The sequence below is a fragment of the Rhodococcus sp. Chr-9 genome, assembly GCF_000801125.1.
Taxonomy (GTDB): Bacteria; Actinomycetota; Actinomycetes; order Mycobacteriales; family Mycobacteriaceae; genus Rhodococcus; species Rhodococcus pyridinivorans.
Genome location: NZ_JTIZ01000120.1, coordinates 1 through 17497 on the forward strand (window position 1 = coordinate 1; position 17497 = coordinate 17497).

General features: G+C 66.8%; 22 protein-coding genes. 11 read left to right on the forward strand and 11 right to left on the reverse strand.

The window, feature by feature from the left end:
• Positions 1 to 62: 62 nt before the first annotated feature.
• On the forward strand, positions 63 to 1667 hold the full coding sequence (locus QR64_RS18960; protein WP_039586798.1) for a hypothetical protein: 1605 nt from the start codon (positions 63 to 65) through the stop codon (positions 1665 to 1667).
• Between the two features lie 37 nt (positions 1668 to 1704).
• Here the strand turns inward: QR64_RS18960 and QR64_RS27365 are convergent, their stop codons facing one another.
• The 4 genes from QR64_RS27365 to QR64_RS26630 all read right to left on the reverse strand — a co-directional run bounded on the left by QR64_RS27365 (position 1705) and on the right by QR64_RS26630 (position 4754).
• Complete coding sequence (locus tag QR64_RS27365) at positions 1705 to 2706, reverse strand: hypothetical protein (protein WP_039586801.1); 1002 nt, start codon at positions 2704 to 2706, stop codon at positions 1705 to 1707.
• Between the two features lie 91 nt (positions 2707 to 2797).
• A complete protein-coding gene (locus QR64_RS18970; protein WP_152640979.1) occupies positions 2798 to 3412 on the reverse strand; it encodes a hypothetical protein in 615 nt (204 codons plus the stop codon).
• Complete coding sequence (locus QR64_RS26860; RefSeq protein ID WP_153811632.1) at positions 3409 to 4065, reverse strand: hypothetical protein; 657 nt, start codon at positions 4063 to 4065, stop codon at positions 3409 to 3411. The genes QR64_RS18970 and QR64_RS26860 overlap by 4 nt, the downstream gene beginning before the upstream one ends.
• 206 nt (positions 4066 to 4271) lie before the next feature.
• The gene (locus QR64_RS26630) at positions 4272 to 4754 is read right to left on the reverse strand and encodes a hypothetical protein (RefSeq protein WP_033098370.1); all 483 of its coding nucleotides are present in this window, start codon (positions 4752 to 4754) and stop codon (positions 4272 to 4274) included.
• Positions 4755 to 4933: 179 nt separating this feature from the next.
• On the opposite strand from QR64_RS26630, the gene QR64_RS28210 reads away from it, so the two are divergent.
• Positions 4934 to 5506, forward strand: a complete 573-nt coding sequence (locus QR64_RS28210; RefSeq protein WP_235367239.1) for a cold shock domain-containing protein — start codon at positions 4934 to 4936, stop codon at positions 5504 to 5506.
• Between the two features lie 27 nt (positions 5507 to 5533).
• Here QR64_RS28210 and QR64_RS18990 read toward each other — a convergent pair whose 3' ends face one another.
• Positions 5534 to 6409, reverse strand: coding sequence for a DUF2716 domain-containing protein (locus QR64_RS18990; RefSeq protein ID WP_235367240.1), 876 nt, complete (start codon positions 6407 to 6409; stop codon positions 5534 to 5536).
• A 590-nt stretch (positions 6410 to 6999) separates the two neighbouring features.
• Here QR64_RS18990 and QR64_RS18995 point away from each other — a divergent pair.
• The gene (locus tag QR64_RS18995; RefSeq protein WP_052040150.1) at positions 7000 to 7320 is read left to right on the forward strand and encodes a hypothetical protein; all 321 of its coding nucleotides are present in this window, start codon (positions 7000 to 7002) and stop codon (positions 7318 to 7320) included.
• Positions 7321 to 7429: 109 nt separating this feature from the next.
• Here QR64_RS18995 and QR64_RS25260 read toward each other — a convergent pair whose 3' ends face one another.
• Both QR64_RS25260 and QR64_RS19000 read right to left on the reverse strand, forming a co-directional pair.
• Positions 7430 to 7618: a hypothetical protein gene (locus QR64_RS25260; RefSeq protein ID WP_052227369.1), complete on the reverse strand. Its 189-nt coding sequence runs from the start codon at positions 7616 to 7618 to the stop codon at positions 7430 to 7432.
• 15 nt (positions 7619 to 7633) lie between these two features.
• Positions 7634 to 8071 carry a hypothetical protein gene (locus tag QR64_RS19000; RefSeq protein ID WP_052227370.1) on the reverse strand — a complete coding sequence of 146 codons (438 nt, stop codon included), beginning with the start codon at positions 8069 to 8071 and terminating at the stop codon, positions 7634 to 7636.
• 174 nt (positions 8072 to 8245) lie between these two features.
• On the opposite strand from QR64_RS19000, the gene QR64_RS19005 reads away from it, so the two are divergent.
• Together QR64_RS19005 and QR64_RS19010 are read left to right on the forward strand one after the other, a co-directional pair.
• Entirely contained in the window at positions 8246 to 9058 is an 813-nt protein-coding gene (locus QR64_RS19005; protein ID WP_052227371.1) for a hypothetical protein, read from the forward strand.
• A gap of 333 nt (positions 9059 to 9391) precedes the next feature.
• A complete protein-coding gene (locus QR64_RS19010; protein ID WP_039586802.1) occupies positions 9392 to 9733 on the forward strand; it encodes a hypothetical protein in 342 nt (113 codons plus the stop codon).
• Between the two features lie 81 nt (positions 9734 to 9814).
• Here QR64_RS19010 and QR64_RS19015 read toward each other — a convergent pair whose 3' ends face one another.
• A complete protein-coding gene (locus QR64_RS19015; RefSeq protein WP_052040146.1) occupies positions 9815 to 10288 on the reverse strand; it encodes a hypothetical protein in 474 nt (157 codons plus the stop codon).
• A gap of 177 nt (positions 10289 to 10465) precedes the next feature.
• On the opposite strand from QR64_RS19015, the gene QR64_RS19020 reads away from it, so the two are divergent.
• Together QR64_RS19020 and QR64_RS19025 are read left to right on the forward strand one after the other, a co-directional pair.
• Positions 10466 to 10936: a hypothetical protein gene (locus tag QR64_RS19020; protein WP_039586804.1), complete on the forward strand. Its 471-nt coding sequence runs from the start codon at positions 10466 to 10468 to the stop codon at positions 10934 to 10936.
• A gap of 175 nt (positions 10937 to 11111) precedes the next feature.
• Positions 11112 to 11621 (forward strand): hypothetical protein, encoded by a 510-nt coding sequence (locus QR64_RS19025; RefSeq protein WP_039586806.1) that lies wholly within the window; start codon positions 11112 to 11114, stop codon positions 11619 to 11621.
• Between the two features lie 219 nt (positions 11622 to 11840).
• Here QR64_RS19025 and QR64_RS19030 read toward each other — a convergent pair whose 3' ends face one another.
• Entirely contained in the window at positions 11841 to 12194 is a 354-nt protein-coding gene (locus tag QR64_RS19030) for a hypothetical protein (RefSeq protein ID WP_033098363.1), read from the reverse strand.
• 47 nt (positions 12195 to 12241) lie between these two features.
• Positions 12242 to 12808, reverse strand: coding sequence for a hypothetical protein (locus QR64_RS19035; RefSeq protein WP_033098362.1), 567 nt, complete (start codon positions 12806 to 12808; stop codon positions 12242 to 12244).
• 58 nt (positions 12809 to 12866) lie between these two features.
• On the opposite strand from QR64_RS19035, the gene QR64_RS19040 reads away from it, so the two are divergent.
• Positions 12867 to 13208, forward strand: a complete 342-nt coding sequence (locus QR64_RS19040) for a hypothetical protein (RefSeq protein WP_039586808.1) — start codon at positions 12867 to 12869, stop codon at positions 13206 to 13208.
• A gap of 111 nt (positions 13209 to 13319) precedes the next feature.
• On the opposite strand, the gene QR64_RS19045 is transcribed toward QR64_RS19040, so the two are convergent.
• Positions 13320 to 14120 carry a hypothetical protein gene (locus tag QR64_RS19045; RefSeq protein ID WP_161793638.1) on the reverse strand — a complete coding sequence of 267 codons (801 nt, stop codon included), beginning with the start codon at positions 14118 to 14120 and terminating at the stop codon, positions 13320 to 13322.
• Between the two features lie 137 nt (positions 14121 to 14257).
• Here QR64_RS19045 and QR64_RS19050 point away from each other — a divergent pair, with 137 nt between their 5' ends.
• The 3 genes from QR64_RS19050 to QR64_RS28215 all read left to right on the forward strand — a co-directional run bounded on the left by QR64_RS19050 (position 14258) and on the right by QR64_RS28215 (position 17496).
• A complete protein-coding gene (locus tag QR64_RS19050) occupies positions 14258 to 15397 on the forward strand; it encodes a tyrosine-type recombinase/integrase (RefSeq protein ID WP_039586812.1) in 1140 nt (379 codons plus the stop codon).
• Positions 15398 to 15401: 4 nt separating this feature from the next.
• Entirely contained in the window at positions 15402 to 16403 is a 1002-nt protein-coding gene (locus QR64_RS19055; RefSeq protein WP_052227373.1) for a hypothetical protein, read from the forward strand.
• Positions 16404 to 17070: 667 nt separating this feature from the next.
• Positions 17071 to 17496, forward strand: a complete 426-nt coding sequence (locus QR64_RS28215; protein WP_235367244.1) for a DDE-type integrase/transposase/recombinase — start codon at positions 17071 to 17073, stop codon at positions 17494 to 17496.
• The last annotated feature ends 1 nt before the right edge of the window (position 17497 follow it).

Below are 17497 nucleotides of genomic sequence, written 5' to 3' on the forward strand. Positions count from 1 at the left end.
ACGCGCCGCAATCCCGACAGATCAGCGATCTACGGCTGTAGTACTAGTGCACGGAGATAGTCATGTCGTTCGACAACGAACACTCCCACCCCCAGGATCTGAAGACCTCCTCGGTTGTTCCCCCACTGCGGCGTCTGTTGACGGTGGTGGTCGACGGGTGGGTGATCGAGGACGGATCGATCGTGCCCCCGAAGGTGGGGAACACAGTGTTGGTGGCGTTGCAGTTCCACCAGTACACACCGGATCCGGCCGATCCGCGGACCTGCACGGTGCGAGCCTGGGCGCAACCGATCCAGGCAGACACAGCCCCGATCGTCGACCGCGACGGGCAGTGGTGGTGGACGATCATGCTGCGCGGCGACGGCTGGAGCGCAGTGTGCCGAACCCCGCGGCCGCTGATCGATCATGTCGAGGTCACCGGGATGTTCTTCGCCCATACCGAGCTCGGCAGCGGCACCGCCCGCGGGTTGGTGCGGCGGGTGCAGTTGATGACCGGCGAGACCACCTACGATCCACACACCCGCGGCTGGGCAGCGGTGGCGGACGAAGACATCCGGTACACCGATATCGAGGCCTCGCCGCGGTGGTTCGAGCGCCCCGACCCACCGGACCCCGCGCACGCCGACCATCCTGTCGAGCGTCAGCTGGGGGTGCTGATCGAGCTGGACCTCGATGCCGCCGAACCGGCCCCGTTGCGGCCGCGGGTGCGTCCCGGTGTCATCAGCAGCGGCGGCCGGGTGTTGTGGGTGCTCGACCGGCAACTGCCGGTCCTGCTGCAGATCGACGACCCGGCCGGGGCCGTGGCAGTGACCGAGCATCTTTTGCCCCTCTCCATCGCCACCACGGCCTTTTCACCGACACGGGGGCGGGTAGTTGCCGACGCGTCGGGCTGCTGGGTCGTCGCCGAACAGACGGTACTGCGCTGCACCCTCGATGCGGCCGGAGCCCTCGAGGTGCACCGAATCGATGTGGGCCGCCGAATGGCAGCGGCCGCGGCCTGTGGCTCGGTGCTGCTCACCGCGGGCGAGGGCGTGTTTGTGCTGCGTCCCGGCACCGAACCGCTGAGGGTGGAGTTGCCGACCGCACGATGGGTGGCAGCTACCTCGGAAGGGTTCGTGGCGGTGGTGCCGGCCGTGCCCGAGGATCGCGCGGCGCCATTCCCGCGGATCTATCGTATGGTGCGCATCGATCTCGACGGCACGGTCACCGACGGACCGCAGATGCCGTTGTCGTTTCCTGTTCGTGTCGGCTCCACCGGTGACCGGATGGCCATCTACGATCGCCGCGGTGTGGCGGTGTCGATCGGTGCGGATCTGACGAGCACGCCTGTGCCCGCTCTCCCGGCTCGGCCGCTGACGTTCGGTGGAGCCGGGGGCTATCTGTGGATGACCACCCACCGTCCCGACGGCACCGGAAAGACCGGCTGGTGGCCGTTCGACAGTTCGGACGAGGTGCCGGCCCGCGAGCACGGGCGGTGGCTGCTGGTGCTGCTCGATCCCGCCACCCACCGGGTCGTCGCGGCGGCGGCGATCGACGATCCGGAGCCGGCAGTGACGATCGACGCACAGAAAAAGGTGTGGGTGGCCACCACGAACGGCGTGTACCTGCTCGATCCGGACGGCACACTCGTCGAACTCGACGTTGCTGCACGGCTATGCACCGCATAGCTCGAGGCCTTTCGAGCGAGCGGAGCACGTCGTGGGGTTATCTACGATGTCGCTGGGATCGTGGGCCCTTATCGATGCGGCGCTGCCGGTCGACGGGTTCGTCGGGATGCAGCATGCGCTGAAGATCGGCGATGGTGTCGCCATCGAGGTCGCCGCGGAGCACCCCGGCTGCCCAGTCCCAGGCGGGAGTCGACCAGACGTAGAACAGTGCGCCCCACGACGGTTCCCACCCCTCGGCGCTGCGGGGCCGACGCGAGAGCATCGTCAGATCGTTTCCCGCGTCGAACGCCCCCGTCTGCGGATCATGGAACGGTACGCGGTCGGGGGTGAAATCCATCGGCACCCGCGTGCGCAGCGCCACCTCGGTGACGGCGGTGGTGAACCAGTGTCGTTGGTCGCGTTCGAGAGCGAACTGGCGTTCGCGGTACATCTGCTGTTCCTGTTCGGCGGTGAGTACCGGCCCGTCCCACACGAACAGGGCGCCGTCGAGCGGTTCGCCGACGACGAGGTCGACGAACTGCGCGCCCAACCCCGCCTGCTCGATATGTTCGCCCAGCATCTGCCCGGTCTCGATATCCACCCAGATCCGCATCGGGTACGGCTTGCGCGGGGGCGGTGCCAACTCCACCGTCCAACAGCGCCGACCCGCGAACTCGACCTCCTCGACCGGACCGGCCGGCTGGGCGAAGTCGTCACCGGACCATTCGGCCGCGCTGCGCCGCCGCAACAGGAACTGACTGGTGCCCAGATACTGCACCTGACCGACCGGACCGACCCGCGGCCGTTGCGGATCGCGGGTGAAATCCCACGCGGCCGATCCGTCGGTGACAAAGACCGGGGTGCCGTCCTCGCGTTCGACGCGCAGGCGTGCGCCGTGACGCCAGATACGGTGGCCATTACCGGCCATCACCCGAAGCTTGCGCCCGATGGAGACGAATTGCTCGGTGTGCCCGTCCGGGTGCACCGCGCGGATCGTTCCCCGCACAGGCAGATCAGGACCGGTCGTCAATGCCCGGAGCACCTCGATCCACGCCGTCATCATTCGACACTAAGCGACATCCGCGCCGTCTCCAGAAGCAGACACGCGGTGTCAGAGGTGATCGCCTGCGGCCTAGCTGCCGATAGCTTCGTCAGAGGGGCAGCCCGACGTCCAGGTCCACCAGGACGCCGGCCTCACGGGTCCACGGACCGTCCCGGGGCGGGATCATCGGGCTGTGCCATCCCCGTGGATCAGCAGGAACAGTGGTGGCAGGTACCAACCCGAGCCGAAAGCCGGTCTGCCCGTCCCGCACGGGTCCGAGCGTGTCGGTCCATCCCTGGGTGTGTCGGCCGTCGGCATCGGGAACGCTCACGCGGGTGATCAAGCGGCATCGAGTCACCGTGCCGGCGACCTGTGCCTCGGCCGGAAGCACTCCCGGCCAGTCGGCCTCGAACCACCCGGCACACTGGGCGGTGCCCGCGTAGAGACGGCTCGACAGGAAATACGCGCACCAGCGGTCACCATGCAGCAGCATCGAGTAGGAACCGGCACGGATGCGGCCGTCGGGGTCGACCCAGTCCGCCGAACACCGGCCGTTGTTCAACTGCTCGACGCGTGCGGTGACCTCGTTCGACATCTCCGGATGGATCCACGCCCGTGCTTCGTGGAACTGCAGCGTGTAGTCGACGCGGTCCCCGATGCGAGGAATGTCGACCACCCCGTCCATGATCAAGTCCTCGGGAACAACGATCCGCAACGTCGTCACCACCCCATCATGCCTACGCTCGCTGTCATCGCCGTGCAGTGTTCGACCCCACCGATCGGGAACTGTTCATCGAGCAGCGGCAACGCTTCGACTGGAGCATGCTGCACAACGGCCACGTTGTCCGTTGGGACACCGGCTTCCAGCTCGACAGTGCCGGTGAGCGGCTCGGCGGCGTGGGATATCTCGTGCACCGCACCGAGGCGGCTCACTCCTACGGCGCAGGTTGTAGAGGGCCGCGGCCATTGCGACGAAGGTTCACTACCTGCGCAAGGCCGGTCACCAGTGCCGCCAGGAACACGACCGGCCAGAAAAGCCGAACAGATCAGCCCGTGTCGGCTTCGACGAGAAGACGAGCGCGCAAAACCTACGACGGAAAAAGCGAACAGGGCGGCGGTGGCCAACCAGGCAACACGCTGCCGCGGCACGAACACCGGTATCAGACACACCATCACCGGCACCGCAAGAACAGGCCAGACCGCCGTCCCGAAGTAACTTCGAATCGAGGCATGACAGGCCTCGAGATTCGGGACCTCCCGCGAATACACACCGATTTCGCACTCCGCGATTTGCAGCATCGGGCTGGTGGCTGCCCCGATACCGAGGAACACAGTGACAACTGCCAGCACGATCCAGCCCACACGGATCACGATCATCACAGGATCATGCACCACCTGAAACAGCTGCGCATGACCGCGACCCGCCCGGCAAGAGCACACATCGGAAACACTCTCTTACTGCCCGGTCGAGTGCCCGGCCGAGACCCTGATTTCCCCGCACACCGGGCCGACAGGCCGAGTGCAGTCGCCGCCGAGGACGGATCCAGGACAATCGCGAGCTGCAACGATTCGCCGCTGTTGGCTCAACAACCTTCGCCCACTTCCACCTCGGGGTGGGGAGCCGGTGGAAGGAAGTTCGGCCTTCTGAACTTGATTCGCGGGACCCTAAGATCGTCACTCCGATGGATATAGATGGTCGTTGGCAAACTGACCCATTCACATCCCCAGAGCTCGCCGAGGCGATACACCCGTGCCTCCGACCCGGCCGCCAGTGCCGGCCTGAACGGCCCCATCACATGGTCGTCAGCAAAGGTCACCTGAATCTCGGTGTCGGGGTCGGCCGTCCCCGAAATCACCCACCAGGTGGGGTGAGGAACATCGCCGGCGAACTCTTCTTCGAACGCGGTCATCGCCTTGTAGTTCGGCTCGGTCCAGATCGACAGACCGCGGCGTTCGGCTTCATACAGTTCGGGAAGTCTCTCTTCGCGTGCGATCAGGTACTTCCCGTCCTCGCGGTACTGCATCACCACGTTCGATACCGGGAGCGTGAGGCGATCGACGTGCATGAACCCATGATCCCTTGCGGGGTACCTCCCTAGCCGGTTTTCAGGAGCCGACACCGAAAACCTCCCCTGGCAGGTGGAGTCCCGCGAAATTCCGGGTCATCTCACGGCCTTCCCCAGACCTTGATCCCCTGGCAAAAGCGCACGTCAAACTATGCCTCACCACCGGTCATACTGAACCGATGGTGAGCCGAGGAGTGGTTCGCAGCTGGGACCTCGAACGCATGCACGGAGTGATCGACGGGGACGACGTGCCCGGCGGCTGCCTCGTACGCTTCGCCGCGGTCGCAGTCGACGGATTTCCCGCCCTGAACCCCGGCGAGCCGGTCGACTTCGAGTGGCATCGGCTGGAGAACCCGACCTCGGGTTACGCCTACGAATGCACCCGAGCCTGGCCCGCCGGACAACAACCCGCCACCCGCGACCGGCACGTGTTCCGCACCGGACTGTGGACGATCCGCGCCGACGGCACCGCCGACACACTCACCGTCGCAGCACCCGAACAGGTCTCGCCCGCAGCGGCATTCGATGGGCAGACGACCGGCGTCGTGCGCATGTGGAACGACGACGAAGGGTGGGGTGTGATCGACTCGCCGCACACCCCCGGCGGATGCTGGGCGCACTTCAGCCACCTCGCCGTCGACGGATTCCAGACCCTAGAGCCAGGGGCCACGGTGATCGTGTCTTGGAAGCAGGTCACCGACCAGGACGGCTACCGCTACTGTGCCACCCGCGTCGAACCCCACCAGCCCTGACCGACGAACAAGTGCTGGTCGCGGCAGCTACACAGATCCCACGGGTCGACCATCGATTCGGATGACGGGCAGCCACGTCGCCAAGGTCCGGCCCAGTGACCCGACGAGGCGTTCCCCGAACACGCACAGACTCTGCTCCCACGGATGCCCGACGATACCGTCACTGAAGTCCTCACGCAGAAAAATCGAATAGTCACCTTGGGGGTACGCCGACACCCGCCAATCGGGATGACGGGTGGCCGCGTGCACGGCCGCATCGAGCCGATAACAAAAGTCCTGCCGGACCAACACCACCCACATCGGATCCTCGGCGAACTCGGCGACGAAACACCGCAACGCCTCGGCGTTGACCGCATCGACGCGGCTGCGCCACACCCCCACCCGATCATCGGGCACGGTGAGATCGACGGTGATCGACGGCGCCGGCTCGACGATCACCGGCCGCGTCGGCTCCCGCCCACCGGGCCGGAAACCGAACGCGTCGGTGAACCGCTCCCAGAGGAGCTGCTGGTCGTCGAGCACCGTCCAACCCGGCGGCAGCAGCGCACCGCCGTGAGGGGTGCGGCCCTGCCGCGCGGCAGCTTCCTTCGCCTGCTCATCAGCAGAGCGGACCTGGTCGATGAACAGGCCCATCATCGCTCCTGTCCGATCGCCGGGATCATCCTCGTCGAAGATGCTCTCCAACAGTGCCGTGATCGGCAACGGCTTCGAGATTTCCTCGAACCGGCCGGTCACCCGACCCAGCCGAAGCCGATCGCTGGTATCGACACAGTCGAGCACACGGCGCACGTCGTCCCGGTCGGCGACAAACGACGATGTCCCCATCACCTTCAGGGCATCGGCGACCGACACCCAATCGTCGACGGCACGCATCTCCACAATGATCAATTCCGCCAAATCCATCCCCGGGCTCCGTCCCTCGCCTTTCCCCAGTTCTACCGGGTCGTCCCCCTCGCGTACCCCAGGCGATCTGCGTCGTTGGCACGGCCGAGCTCGCGGTCTGTGTGCGCACCCGTGTCCGGAGCGGCACACCGGTTCGAGTGCAGGGCGCCGATATCGGCGCTCACCTGATCCGACCTGCACGTGGCCGGCGACGTCCAGCGAGATCCGACGTGTGCGCCTCCCGAATCCCCGGCAAGGGTCACGGGTATCCGTGTCGTGCTCGATCCGGCGCACATCCCGTCGGGCTCGGTACGGTGATGCAATGAAAGACGCGAACGCGCAGGCCCGGTTCACAGCTCGTAGTGCAGGGGTGAGAACTGTCGCGGTCGAGGTGTGTCTGCTCCTCGCAACGGTCCTGTCCCTGAGCGTGCTGCTGGGCATGTACTACGGGTGGCCGGCGGTCGGGGGCGATCTGGATTACGATCACCAGATTTTCATCGCGATGCCCGCGCTTTTCCTGTTGGGTGTGGCCGGTCTGGTGTGGGCTTTGCGTGTGTGGTCCTCCCTTCGAGGTACCCGATCCTGGTCCTGGTGGACTGGCTGCGGCGCCGGTGGTCGTCCTGGGCGCCCTGCTTGTCGTGGTGTTGTTTCCCCGCCCGGGGTTCGACGAAGCCCGGCCCCAACTCGAGGCGATCGCGCGTGAGGTCCTTACCGAACCCGACGGCGTCAGAAGTGGTGTGGAGGTCGGTGGACTCGACATCTCGCGTGTCGAACAACTCGATGGGGCCGTCTACTTCATCGAGTCCGACGATTCGTTCGGCACCACTCACGGGTGGATCTACTCACCGGAGGGCTACCCGGACGGCCAGCAGCATGTCGGGTCGATCGAGCATCTCGGAGGTCCCTGGTACGAGTTCGAGCGCAGCTCATAGGTCCGGATCGATCACCAGCACCCTTCCCGGAACTGCCGGGCGCCTTCCACAGTCGGCTTCGATGTCGACGAACCACGTGCCGGCCCCGGCAGGCGTGTGCGAGTCCGGTTCATTCGCGCCATACCGCCGTGAACTCGTACCACGGGCCGTCGAGGTGGATCGTGTCGAACTGCTCGATTCCCGAACGGTCCGGAGGGGGTCCTGCCGGCGAGTAGATCCAGCCGCCGAAGGTGGTCAGGAAGCTCTGGTCGGCGTCGTAGAAGTACACCGCGTTGTCGCGTCGGAAGATCCCGGACATCGTGTAGGGCCCGACCTACACATCCAACACGGCCGGATCCGGTGAGGACAGCACCGTCCGGGCGGCGAGATCGAAGTCGCTGCGCGCGGCCTGGAACGACGGTGACGGAATCACCGCAGCGACTCCGGTCGCGGCGACCACGACGATCGGAGCAGCCGCGATCCACCACGACCACCGCCGGTCCCGCCCGATCACGTATGCGGACTTGATCGCCCACACCAGGCCGACGACGACCAACAACACCCCGAAGGCCAGGACGATCATCGAATTGGTGAAGGTATCGACGGTGTGCCCGTGGCCCGGCCACCAATCCAGCAGGGCGAACACGAATCCCGTGCACAACAGCACCGACGCCCCTGCCACGATCAGCCCCGGTGGGCGTGCCGGGCGGCCGATCGGACCACGCAACACCAACGGCTGCCGCGGCACCGGTGGCGTGTCATCGCCGTGCATGAGTCGAGCATTGCACGTCAGAACACCGAGTCACGCCATCTGGACGCCACTGGAATGGGTGATCCGCGTTCGGGAATAGGCCCCCAACACGGTCCGCTGCATCTCGTCCGCCAGAGCGAATCCCGCGCTGTAGACGGGCGCCCGGCACGACCGCGGTGTGGCAGGGTCGGATACGTGAGTGAGCACAGCGACTCCGGTCCCCGCGACCGGCAGCAGATGAATCGCCATGTCGACCCGAACTCGCAGCCGCTGGTGTGGCGGATCGACGACGTACTCGACGACACCACCAGCGGCGACTGGATCGCAGACGCCCTGCCACGCTTCGAGTACACCGTCGGATCGCTGGTGCCCCCGATCTACACGCTGTACTCACGGGTGCTGCACCCTGCCGCCCGGATCGACCCCGACACCGGGCAGCAGGTTCCGGTGCGCTGGGCCGAGGTCGCCGCCCATACCGGCGGGGTGATCCACCAGACCGTCGAGTGGGGCTCGCTGCTGCAGGCCGGTATCCACAATGGAGTCGGGGACGGCCGCGACCTCGTCTGGCACCGAAAGCCCGACCGAGGTGATATGCCGGAAGAGCAGTTCGCGGCCCTCGCCGAGGTTCTCGTCGAGCACACCAGCACCCCGGACGAGTGCTGGTTCGGTTTCTGGGAAGGCCGCGCCGGCCAGGCCCTGCACCTTCCTGCACCCGGACCGCTGCTCCGCCTCCCACACCGGGACAACCTCCTCGTGCACGGCACCGTGCGCGATGTCGTACGCACCCTGGGCTCGTGGGGGCCGAACCTATGGTGGCCGCAGGACCGGGCATGGCTCGTCGCCACCGACATCGACCTGATGTCGACCTACATCGGCTCGTCCACCGACTGCGCCCTGGCGCTCGCCGCGCACCCCGATCTGGAGGTCATCGACACCAGCAAGCTCCGGAAGGTCACCTGGGACAGCGACGAGATCAACCCGCTCCCCCCGCGCCCCTACGGGCAGTAACCCGCGACGGTGACCTGCGCTTCGGCGCACCCGACTTCCGTATGGGAGACGACGATCGTCACTTATCGTCGACCGGGTGCACGCGCACCGCTACGAAGGCGAAGCCCTCCACCGGACTGCTCGTTTTCTGCCACTCGAAGGTGACGTGTCGGCCGGGGGTGAGTTTTCTGAAGCCCTCAATGTCGACCTCGCTGAAGTGCGCCCAGCAACCCCCGGGGTCTGTTCGCAGTCGATGACGCCCCACCCGTCCTCGCTGTTCCAGAATCGGACGACGCCTCGGGAAGTCATCTCCCGATGATGCAGTACATGGTTGTCGGAGGAGATACTGACGACATGGGAGAGGACGAGGCGATCGCGACGACGCGGGTACGTCGGGGTGTGCCGGTGGCCTATCGCGGCCCCGACACCGACCGCGACATCCTCAACCCCGAGACGGGGCCTCCGATGCTGTTCCACGGCCATCCGGGCCGGATCACCAGTCCTACGGTGCAACACATCCTGGTGGACTGGGTCGGTCTCGAGGACGAGCCTGCAAGCTTTGCCGTCGGCTACTGCCCCGACACCATCGACGGTGGGTCGGCCGGCCCTGTCGTGCCCGCTCTGGCGGAGATCTCGGAAGACGAGTACCTCCTGCGGAAGCAGCGGATCGACAAAGGCGAACGTCCCATCCCGTAGGCGCTGAGAATCCTCGAGCTTGACGACCTGCGCAATGACCGCACGCTGCGCCGGGTGCTGCGGACCGAGGTTCCTACCCCATCATGGTGTCCCCACGCGGTCGCCGTCACCGATGCCCGACGGGTCGCTGCCGGGGGGGAACTCGTGTAGATAGAACGTCGCTCCCTCCTCGATCTCGCCCGCGTGGAAAGAGGGCGACTCGAACCGGTTCACAGTAATCGTGTAGCCGCGTTGATTCGCAGGGACCGCGTCGAAGTGCGCTACATAGGTACAAACACCCGTAGCGTCGGCGTTGCGATCGACGGTGCCGACTTCCAGCACAGAACGTGCCGAGGCGGCCGCGCTCTCACCGTGTATCCACACCGTGTCGTTCGGTGCGACCGGGACGGCGGCGATGATGCACTGTCCGGTCTGGGGATCGGCGTGCTCCGCGTTCCCGACGACGGTCACCGTAGCGGGGAAGGTCTCCGGCTTCTCGGTATTGGATACACAACCGGTCAGGACCACCGTCCCGATCGACAGTGACGCTGCAACCAGTCCGCTCGTTCGTCCCATGAGGCCACCGTAAGGTCTTCGAAGAAGTTCTGTCCCTTGCTGACCGTTTCGGAATGACGGCCCTGCTGCCGGGATACTTCACGCGAGCGTCGAAGGGTCGGAGGGCGCGCCGGCACGCGAAGCGTCATCTACCGTGGGCACAACGGCACGCCGTGATCCCATGTCGGAGGTGTACGCATGGAGTTCTACACCCTGGTCTTGCCGCGTTCGGACCTGTCGATCCAATGGCGGGAGGACGACATGATGCGAATCGCTCCCGCGTCCACGATCGAGAACGAACACTGGTCGCCGGTGTCCGTCATGTACACCACCGATCCGGAGAGTTTCCCGCACGAGATCAAACAGCAGGTCTGGCCCGGAGACAGCCCCGACCCGACATGGTGGCTGGTGATCGGCGCGCTGAACACACCGACAGCGGCAGCAGCTCAGCTCGCCGACGGCACCGCCGTCCCGGTGCACCGCCTCGGTCCACTGGTCCTGTGCGAATGGGCAAGCACCCCACAGCCGCTGACGTTGACGCTCGGATCCGTCACCCACACATTGGCGCCGTTTCGAGCACCGTCACGGGGTCCGGCTCCCTATCCGTACCCGCGTTCCGATACTCCCGGCGGCGAGGGAGGCTGGGTCGATCTCACGCGAATCGAGTGAAGTACCTGCTTATTTCTCGCCCACGTGGTCGATCGCTTGCCGTAGCAAGCCCACCGCTGAACGGGCTGCTGTCCTGGAGGTAGGGGCGGCCTCGACGCTGGTCCTGGCTCGATCGGCATGGATATTCTGGCGTCTTGCCCCCTGTTCGACACCGCCCACCCGCAAGGACACTTCCATGACCGCACGCCTGCTGAGCAGCATCGTAGCCGCCATCGTCGCAGGCGTGGCGATCTGCGGGTGCAGCACCGATCCGGGCTCGCCGGCCACCGGGCCCGTCCCCACTTCTGCGGACGCGTTCCCACCGGCGCATTCGTCCCTCGAGTTGCCCGCCTCCACGATTCCGTCGGCGGAGCAGGTCACCGAGATGCTCGCTGCCGCGTTCGACTACGACGTCGATCTGGATACGCGCGTGCTCCTGTTCGAAGGTGCCAGTCTCGACACACCCGATCCCGTCCAGCAGGTAGCGCACACCGGCGAGGCGACGCTGCGCGCCACCACTGTCGTACCGGATGGTGAACAGGCTCTGGCGGTCTCGGTGGTGGGCACCGGTGCCCCCGGTGGTGGTGCGCAGGCCATCACCGTCGCGCCCGGGGACAGCGCCGTCGTCCCGCTCGTGGCTGAGCACGGCGTCTGGAAGATCAGCAGAGCGTGGATATGCGCCTTGGTCGGGCCGCACTGTCGGTAGCCCGCATTAGTGATCGCGTCGTCGGCTCCGTTGGGTGTAGGCGATGCGCTCGGTCGATACCCCGGGTAGTCGCGGCAGCCTTTGGGCACCGGTGGCTACGGCGATACTCGACGTTGCTGGACGTGGTGAACGTGAGCGTTCGCCTGGCGCATTCGTGCTCGCGTAGCCAGGCCGGCGCGGCGTCCTCGTCCGGGGGATATGAGTGATAGTGAAGTGACGTCACCCGCGGTCGGTCCGCGCAACATTTATGTGCTTGGTGCGGAACCACATCCAGCTCCCCACGCCGGCCACCGCGACGACAAGACCAACGATCGCCAATGCCGACGGCCCCCATTCCACGACACGCTCGGACACGGAAGCACCGGCGTGGGGCCCGGTCGCGAACGTCCACTGACAGCGGGATGCGACGATCCCCACCCACTGCCTGCCGGCGCTCGCTGAGGTCGCAATCACCGCCTCGGAACCGGTCATGCTCGATGCCAGTCGAGTCATGCACACCTCGGTCGGCGCAGTGATGAAGAAGGCGGCGACATACAAAATCACGCCGACGGCGGCACCTGCCAGCGCGAACACCCGGACGATCCCCGACCGATATCTGTGTCGAGACGTAGCACGGAAAGTCACAGGAATCCCCCTCGGCGGCGCAGCAGCAGCCCCACCCCGACCGCCGCGGCGCACACGCCGACGAGCGCGGTGACCAAGGCCGGGACCAGATGGTAGGTGCCGGTCTCAGCCAGCGGCAGCCACCCACGTCCGAGGTCCGAGGAGGACAGCGCCCCGATGACGATCGCACTGAGCCCAGCATTGCGCACCGCCGGCAGGTGTTCACTCAAGCCGATGATCGCGAATCCGACCCCGAGCACTGTCAGCGCACCGGCTACCTGAACCGCGGCAGGCATCCAGGGTGTGGCCACCACACAGATCGCGGCGACGGCGGTGTAACCGGTACGCCACCGCCCCGGGGGTGGGTCGAACCACGGCGTTGCCGCGATCACAGCGAGTACGACGAAGACCGCCGGCACGGCGAAACCGGACCAGGGGACGGGAAACGATCGTGCTGCCAGGCCCGCCACGCCCAGGCCGAATGCGGCCACCCCCAGCAACGCCAGATTCAGTGCCGCCTGCAGCGTTGTCGCGGCTGCGGCTGCGGCGCAGGTGGAGAGGGATCGATGCGTGGAGGTGGCCATACCGCAGTGTCTATGGTCCTAGCAGCGCGCGCAATCGATCACGTCGGATACTGATGGCATGGGAGGGGACGAGGCGATCGCGACGACGCGGGTACACCAGGGTGTGCCCGTGGCTTACCGCGGCCCCGACACCGACCGCGACATTCTCAATCCCGAGACGGGGCCTCCGATGCTGTTCCACGGCCATCCGGGCCGGATCACCAGTCCTACGGTGCAACACATCCTGGTGGACTGGGTCGGTCTCGAGGACGAGCCTGCAAGCTTTGCCGTCGGCTACTGCCCCGACACCATCGACGGTGGGTGGGCCGGCCCTGTCGTGCCCGCTCTGGCGGAGATCTCGGAAGGCGAGTATCTCCTGCGGAAGCAGCGGATCGACAAAGGCGAGCGTCCCGTCCCGTAAGCCCTGAGCCGCTGCAACCCGCGGTACACCTCTCGACCACTCCGATCCACCCCGAGATACCCCCCGGAGTAGATCACCGGCCTCGATCCGCGGCGCCGCAGGAGCCCACCTTCACACCTGCGTCACCGCGGTGGTGGCGTCGGTCTTGTCGAGTCGGTACACCACACCGAGCCAATCGAGCACGGTGATACCGCCGCGGTGATCGACTGCGATGCCGATCGGCCGGAGCACGCTCAGTTCACGGAACGGAACTCGCGAGGCGTTGCCGTTGCGGTCCAGGCGGGCGATGTTGTCGGTGAACGAATCTGCACCGAAGTTGGTGATGTAGACGTTCCCGTCGGCGTCGACATCGACGTCGGTCGGTGAACCGGTCTTCCCGAATCCCAGGGTTGTCTCTACGCCGTCGGCGCTGAGCTTTTTGATCGGTTCGACGCCGTGGTGCCGGACGGTGACGATCACACTGTTGTCCGCATCGACGACGATTCCCCACGGCTGCGCGGAAGCATCGAAGGTGAACGGCAGTTCGACCTGGTCACCGCCCGGGGGAAGCGCAAGAACGCGACTGTTGTTGCTGTCGGTGACATAGACGGTTCCATCAACAGCGACATCGACCCCGGAAGGACGGTTCAATCCGACGAACCCCAAGGTCCTCTGGTTGCCGTCGGGGTCGAGGACGACGACCCGGTCGTTGCCCTGATCGGCAACGTAGATGCTGCCCTCGTCGGTGACCTTCACTCCGCACGGCATCGACAGGCCCTGCAGCGGCACGACGGTCTGCTCACCGGTAGCGCTGAGTGTGATGACGGTGTGGCTGCCCTGATCGGTGACGTAGGTGTTCCGCTCTCGGTCCACGTCGATCCCGAGCGGATTGCGCAGGTTGCTGAACGGAAGCTTGACTTGGTGGTAGGTCACGGAACATCCCCTGCTCTGCGTGTGGTGCGGCCATCCCGACCAGATGATCATGACAACAGGCACCGACACCCTCGGCGGCCGCGGCACTCGATCCATTCATAGATCTGTGTCGGCGCACCTCGGTAGCGTCGCTGGTCGTGGACAGCGAGCACATCCCCGCCGGTGAGGTCGTGGAGACATCCAAGGCCGGTTCTTCCCTCGACCTGCCCGATCTTGCGCCGCAGATTCTCGAACGGATCGGTGCCTCGGTGGCCTCGTCCCGCTCCGCCGGGACCCGCCGCACCTACGCCTCGGCGTGGCGGAAATTCACCACCTGGTGCCGCAGCGAAGGACATCAGCCGTTGCCGGCGCATCCGGCGACCGTCGCCGCCTATCTGGTCGCCGCGGCCGACACCCTCACCCCGGACGGCACGCGTGCCTACGCCCCGGCCACGCTGGCGCATCACCGCGAATCGGGACAGTCCAGTCCCACCGGCGATGACCTGGTGCGCCGGACGATGTCCGGGATCCGCCGGGACTACGCCACCGCCGGGGACCGGCCCCGCAGCCCGCGGGCACCGCTGCTGACCGCCGATGTCCTCACCATCGTCGAGCGGGCACGGACCAGCTGCGGCAGCTGGGCCGATGAGGTCCTCGAACGCCGCGACACCGCGATCGTGCTGCTCGGGTTCGCCGGGGCGTTCCGCCGCAGCGAACTCGTCGGCCTGACCTGCGGGGACATCTCGCTGCACCGGCTCGATGGGCTGCACATCCGCCTGCGCAAGTCCAAGACCGATCAGGAGGGCCGCGGCACCATCCGCGCCCTGCCGTTCACGCACGGTCATCTCAGTTGTCCGCCGTGTGCGTGGATGCGGTGGGCGCAGATCGTCGCCGCCTACGACAGTGGTGGGCGTCCCGCGGTGATCCGGTTGCTGCGCACCGCCGAACCCTTCGAATCCCATGTGTGCCGGGGGCCGCGTCCGCGTACCGCCTCCGATGCGCCGTTGCTGCGGTCGATCCGCAAAAACGGCAACCTTTCCGAGACCGCCTTGTCGGGGGCGGCGGTGCACAAGGCGATCCGCCGCCGCGCCGAGCAGGCCGGCTACGACCCCGAGCTCGTACAACAGCTCGGTGGGCATTCGCTGCGGGCCGGGTTCGTCACCCAAGCGTTCCGCAACGGGGCCTCCGCGCACGCGATCATGCGCCAGACCGGGCACAGCACTCCGGCGATGCTCGAGGTCTACGCCCGCGAGAATGCCCCGTTGATCGGCAACGCTGTCACGAATTTGGGTTTGTAGCACCGTGACCACCACACCCCCTCTGACCGACCACTCGATATCGCTGGCGGGGCTGCGGATCCCGAAGCGGTATCGGCACGACTGGGCACTGTTCGCCGACTGGTGCCTTGCCGCCGACCAGCGGCCGATCCCCGCCGCCCCGCAGACGTTGGCGATGTTCGTGCGCGAGCATCCCGCGGCGATGGCGACGCAGCGGCGCCGATTGTCGGCGATCAACACCGTCCACACCCGGCACGGCTACCCACCGCCCGGGCGCACCGAGACGGTGCGCCGCCACCTCGATGCCACTCGCGGCCGGCGATCCGATCGACTCGCACCGATCCTGCTGTGCACCGCCGCCGCGTTGCCGACCGAGGGCTGGCCCAGTGGACTGTTCGGCCGCCGCGATGCGCTGCTGCTCGTGCTCGCCGCCACCGGCCTGAGCTTTGCCGACATCACCCGGCTGCGCCGCCGCGACATCCGCATCGACGACGGGGCCCTCGAGGTCACCACCCGGGCCGGGGAACGCATACGCCTCACCCCCGCACCCGATGCTGAGGACCATCCCGCGGTGGCGATCTACCGGCGGTGGGCGCACATCCGGGCGTTTCTCGACGAGAATCCCGGCACGCATCTGCTGCGCCATTACCTCACCGACCCGGTCGACATTCTCGCCAATCCGCTCACTGCCGAGCAGGGACGCCAACCGCTGGTGTGTCCGATCGACCGCTGGGGACACCTGCCCCACGGACAGTCGATGACCGCCCAGTCGATCTCGGCGCTGGTACGCGCTCACCTGTCCGGCCGCGCCTCCAACCGCCCCACACTGCCGGTGGTCCCGCCGGACACCGACGAGGCAGGGACCGAACCCGAGGTGGTTCTCGACCCGGACTACTACGAACGCGGGGTCGCTGCTCGCCGTCGCGATCATCAGGACCTCGAGGACCTCGCCGACACCTTCGACGAGATCGAACAGCGCGCCGATGCCCTGTTCGACGACCTGCTCGCCGTGCTCGAAGACCTGTAGCCGTAGCTGCACGAGGGTGCTCGCCGAAGCAATGTGCACAAGTAATGCAAGCAATGCCGGTATTGCTGACGGCGCCGGCGTCGTACTGGGGCAGACGCCCGCACCCCCCGAGAGCGCGGCTTTGGTCCCGGTAGGGCTTGGTGAGTGCTGTCACCGAATGGGGGCGGGGCGTAGCGTCGATCCCAGGTGCCCGACGAGTCATCAATCGGGTGGGTGCCTAGAGGATCGATGATGGCCGCGGTGGAGTTGACCCCGGCGCAACGCACCGAGGCGATGCGCCGCTACCGGATGCTCGAACCGCACCTGACCGGCGGTGTCCCCCTGACGCAGGTGGCCCGTGAGGCCGGCATCGGGGAACGCACCGCCCGCCGCTGGCTCGNTCGCCCGCACACCCCGCCGGACCGGCGGCCGCACCACCCATCCGGAGCTGGTCCAGTTGATCGAAGGGCTGGCCCTGACCCGCCCACCGCCGAGCATCGCCGCGATCCACCGGCGGGTGTCCACCGTCGCCGACCACCAGAAGTGGCCCGTCCCGTCCTACAGCACCGTCTACGCCATCGTCCGCGGCCTCGACCCCGAGCTGCTCACCCTCGCCCACGACGGCACCGCGGGGTGGCGGGACCGCTACGAGCTGGTCTACCGGCGCACCGCCGACGCCCCGAACCGGATGTGGCAGATCGACCACACCCTGCTCGATGTGCTGGTCCTCGACCCGGCCGGCACCGCGGTGCGGCCATGGTTGACGGTGGTTCTCGACGATCACTCCCGCGCCGTGCCCGGCTACAGCATCACTCTCGGCGCGCCGTCCACCCTGGGTACCTCCTTGGCGTTGCGGCAGGCGATCTGGACCAAAGCCGATCCGAGTTGGCCGATGTGCGGGATCCCCGAAATCCTCTACGCCGATCACGGCAGCGACTTCATCAGCGACCACCTGCGCCAGGTCGCCGCCGACCTGAAGATCACCCTCATCCACTCGACCGTCGCCCGGCCCCAGGGCCGCGGCAAGATCGAACGCTTCTTCGGCACCCTCACCAGTGAGCTGCTGCCCGGGCATTCCCCCCGGAGTGTGGACATCCTGAACACTGGGCCATGAA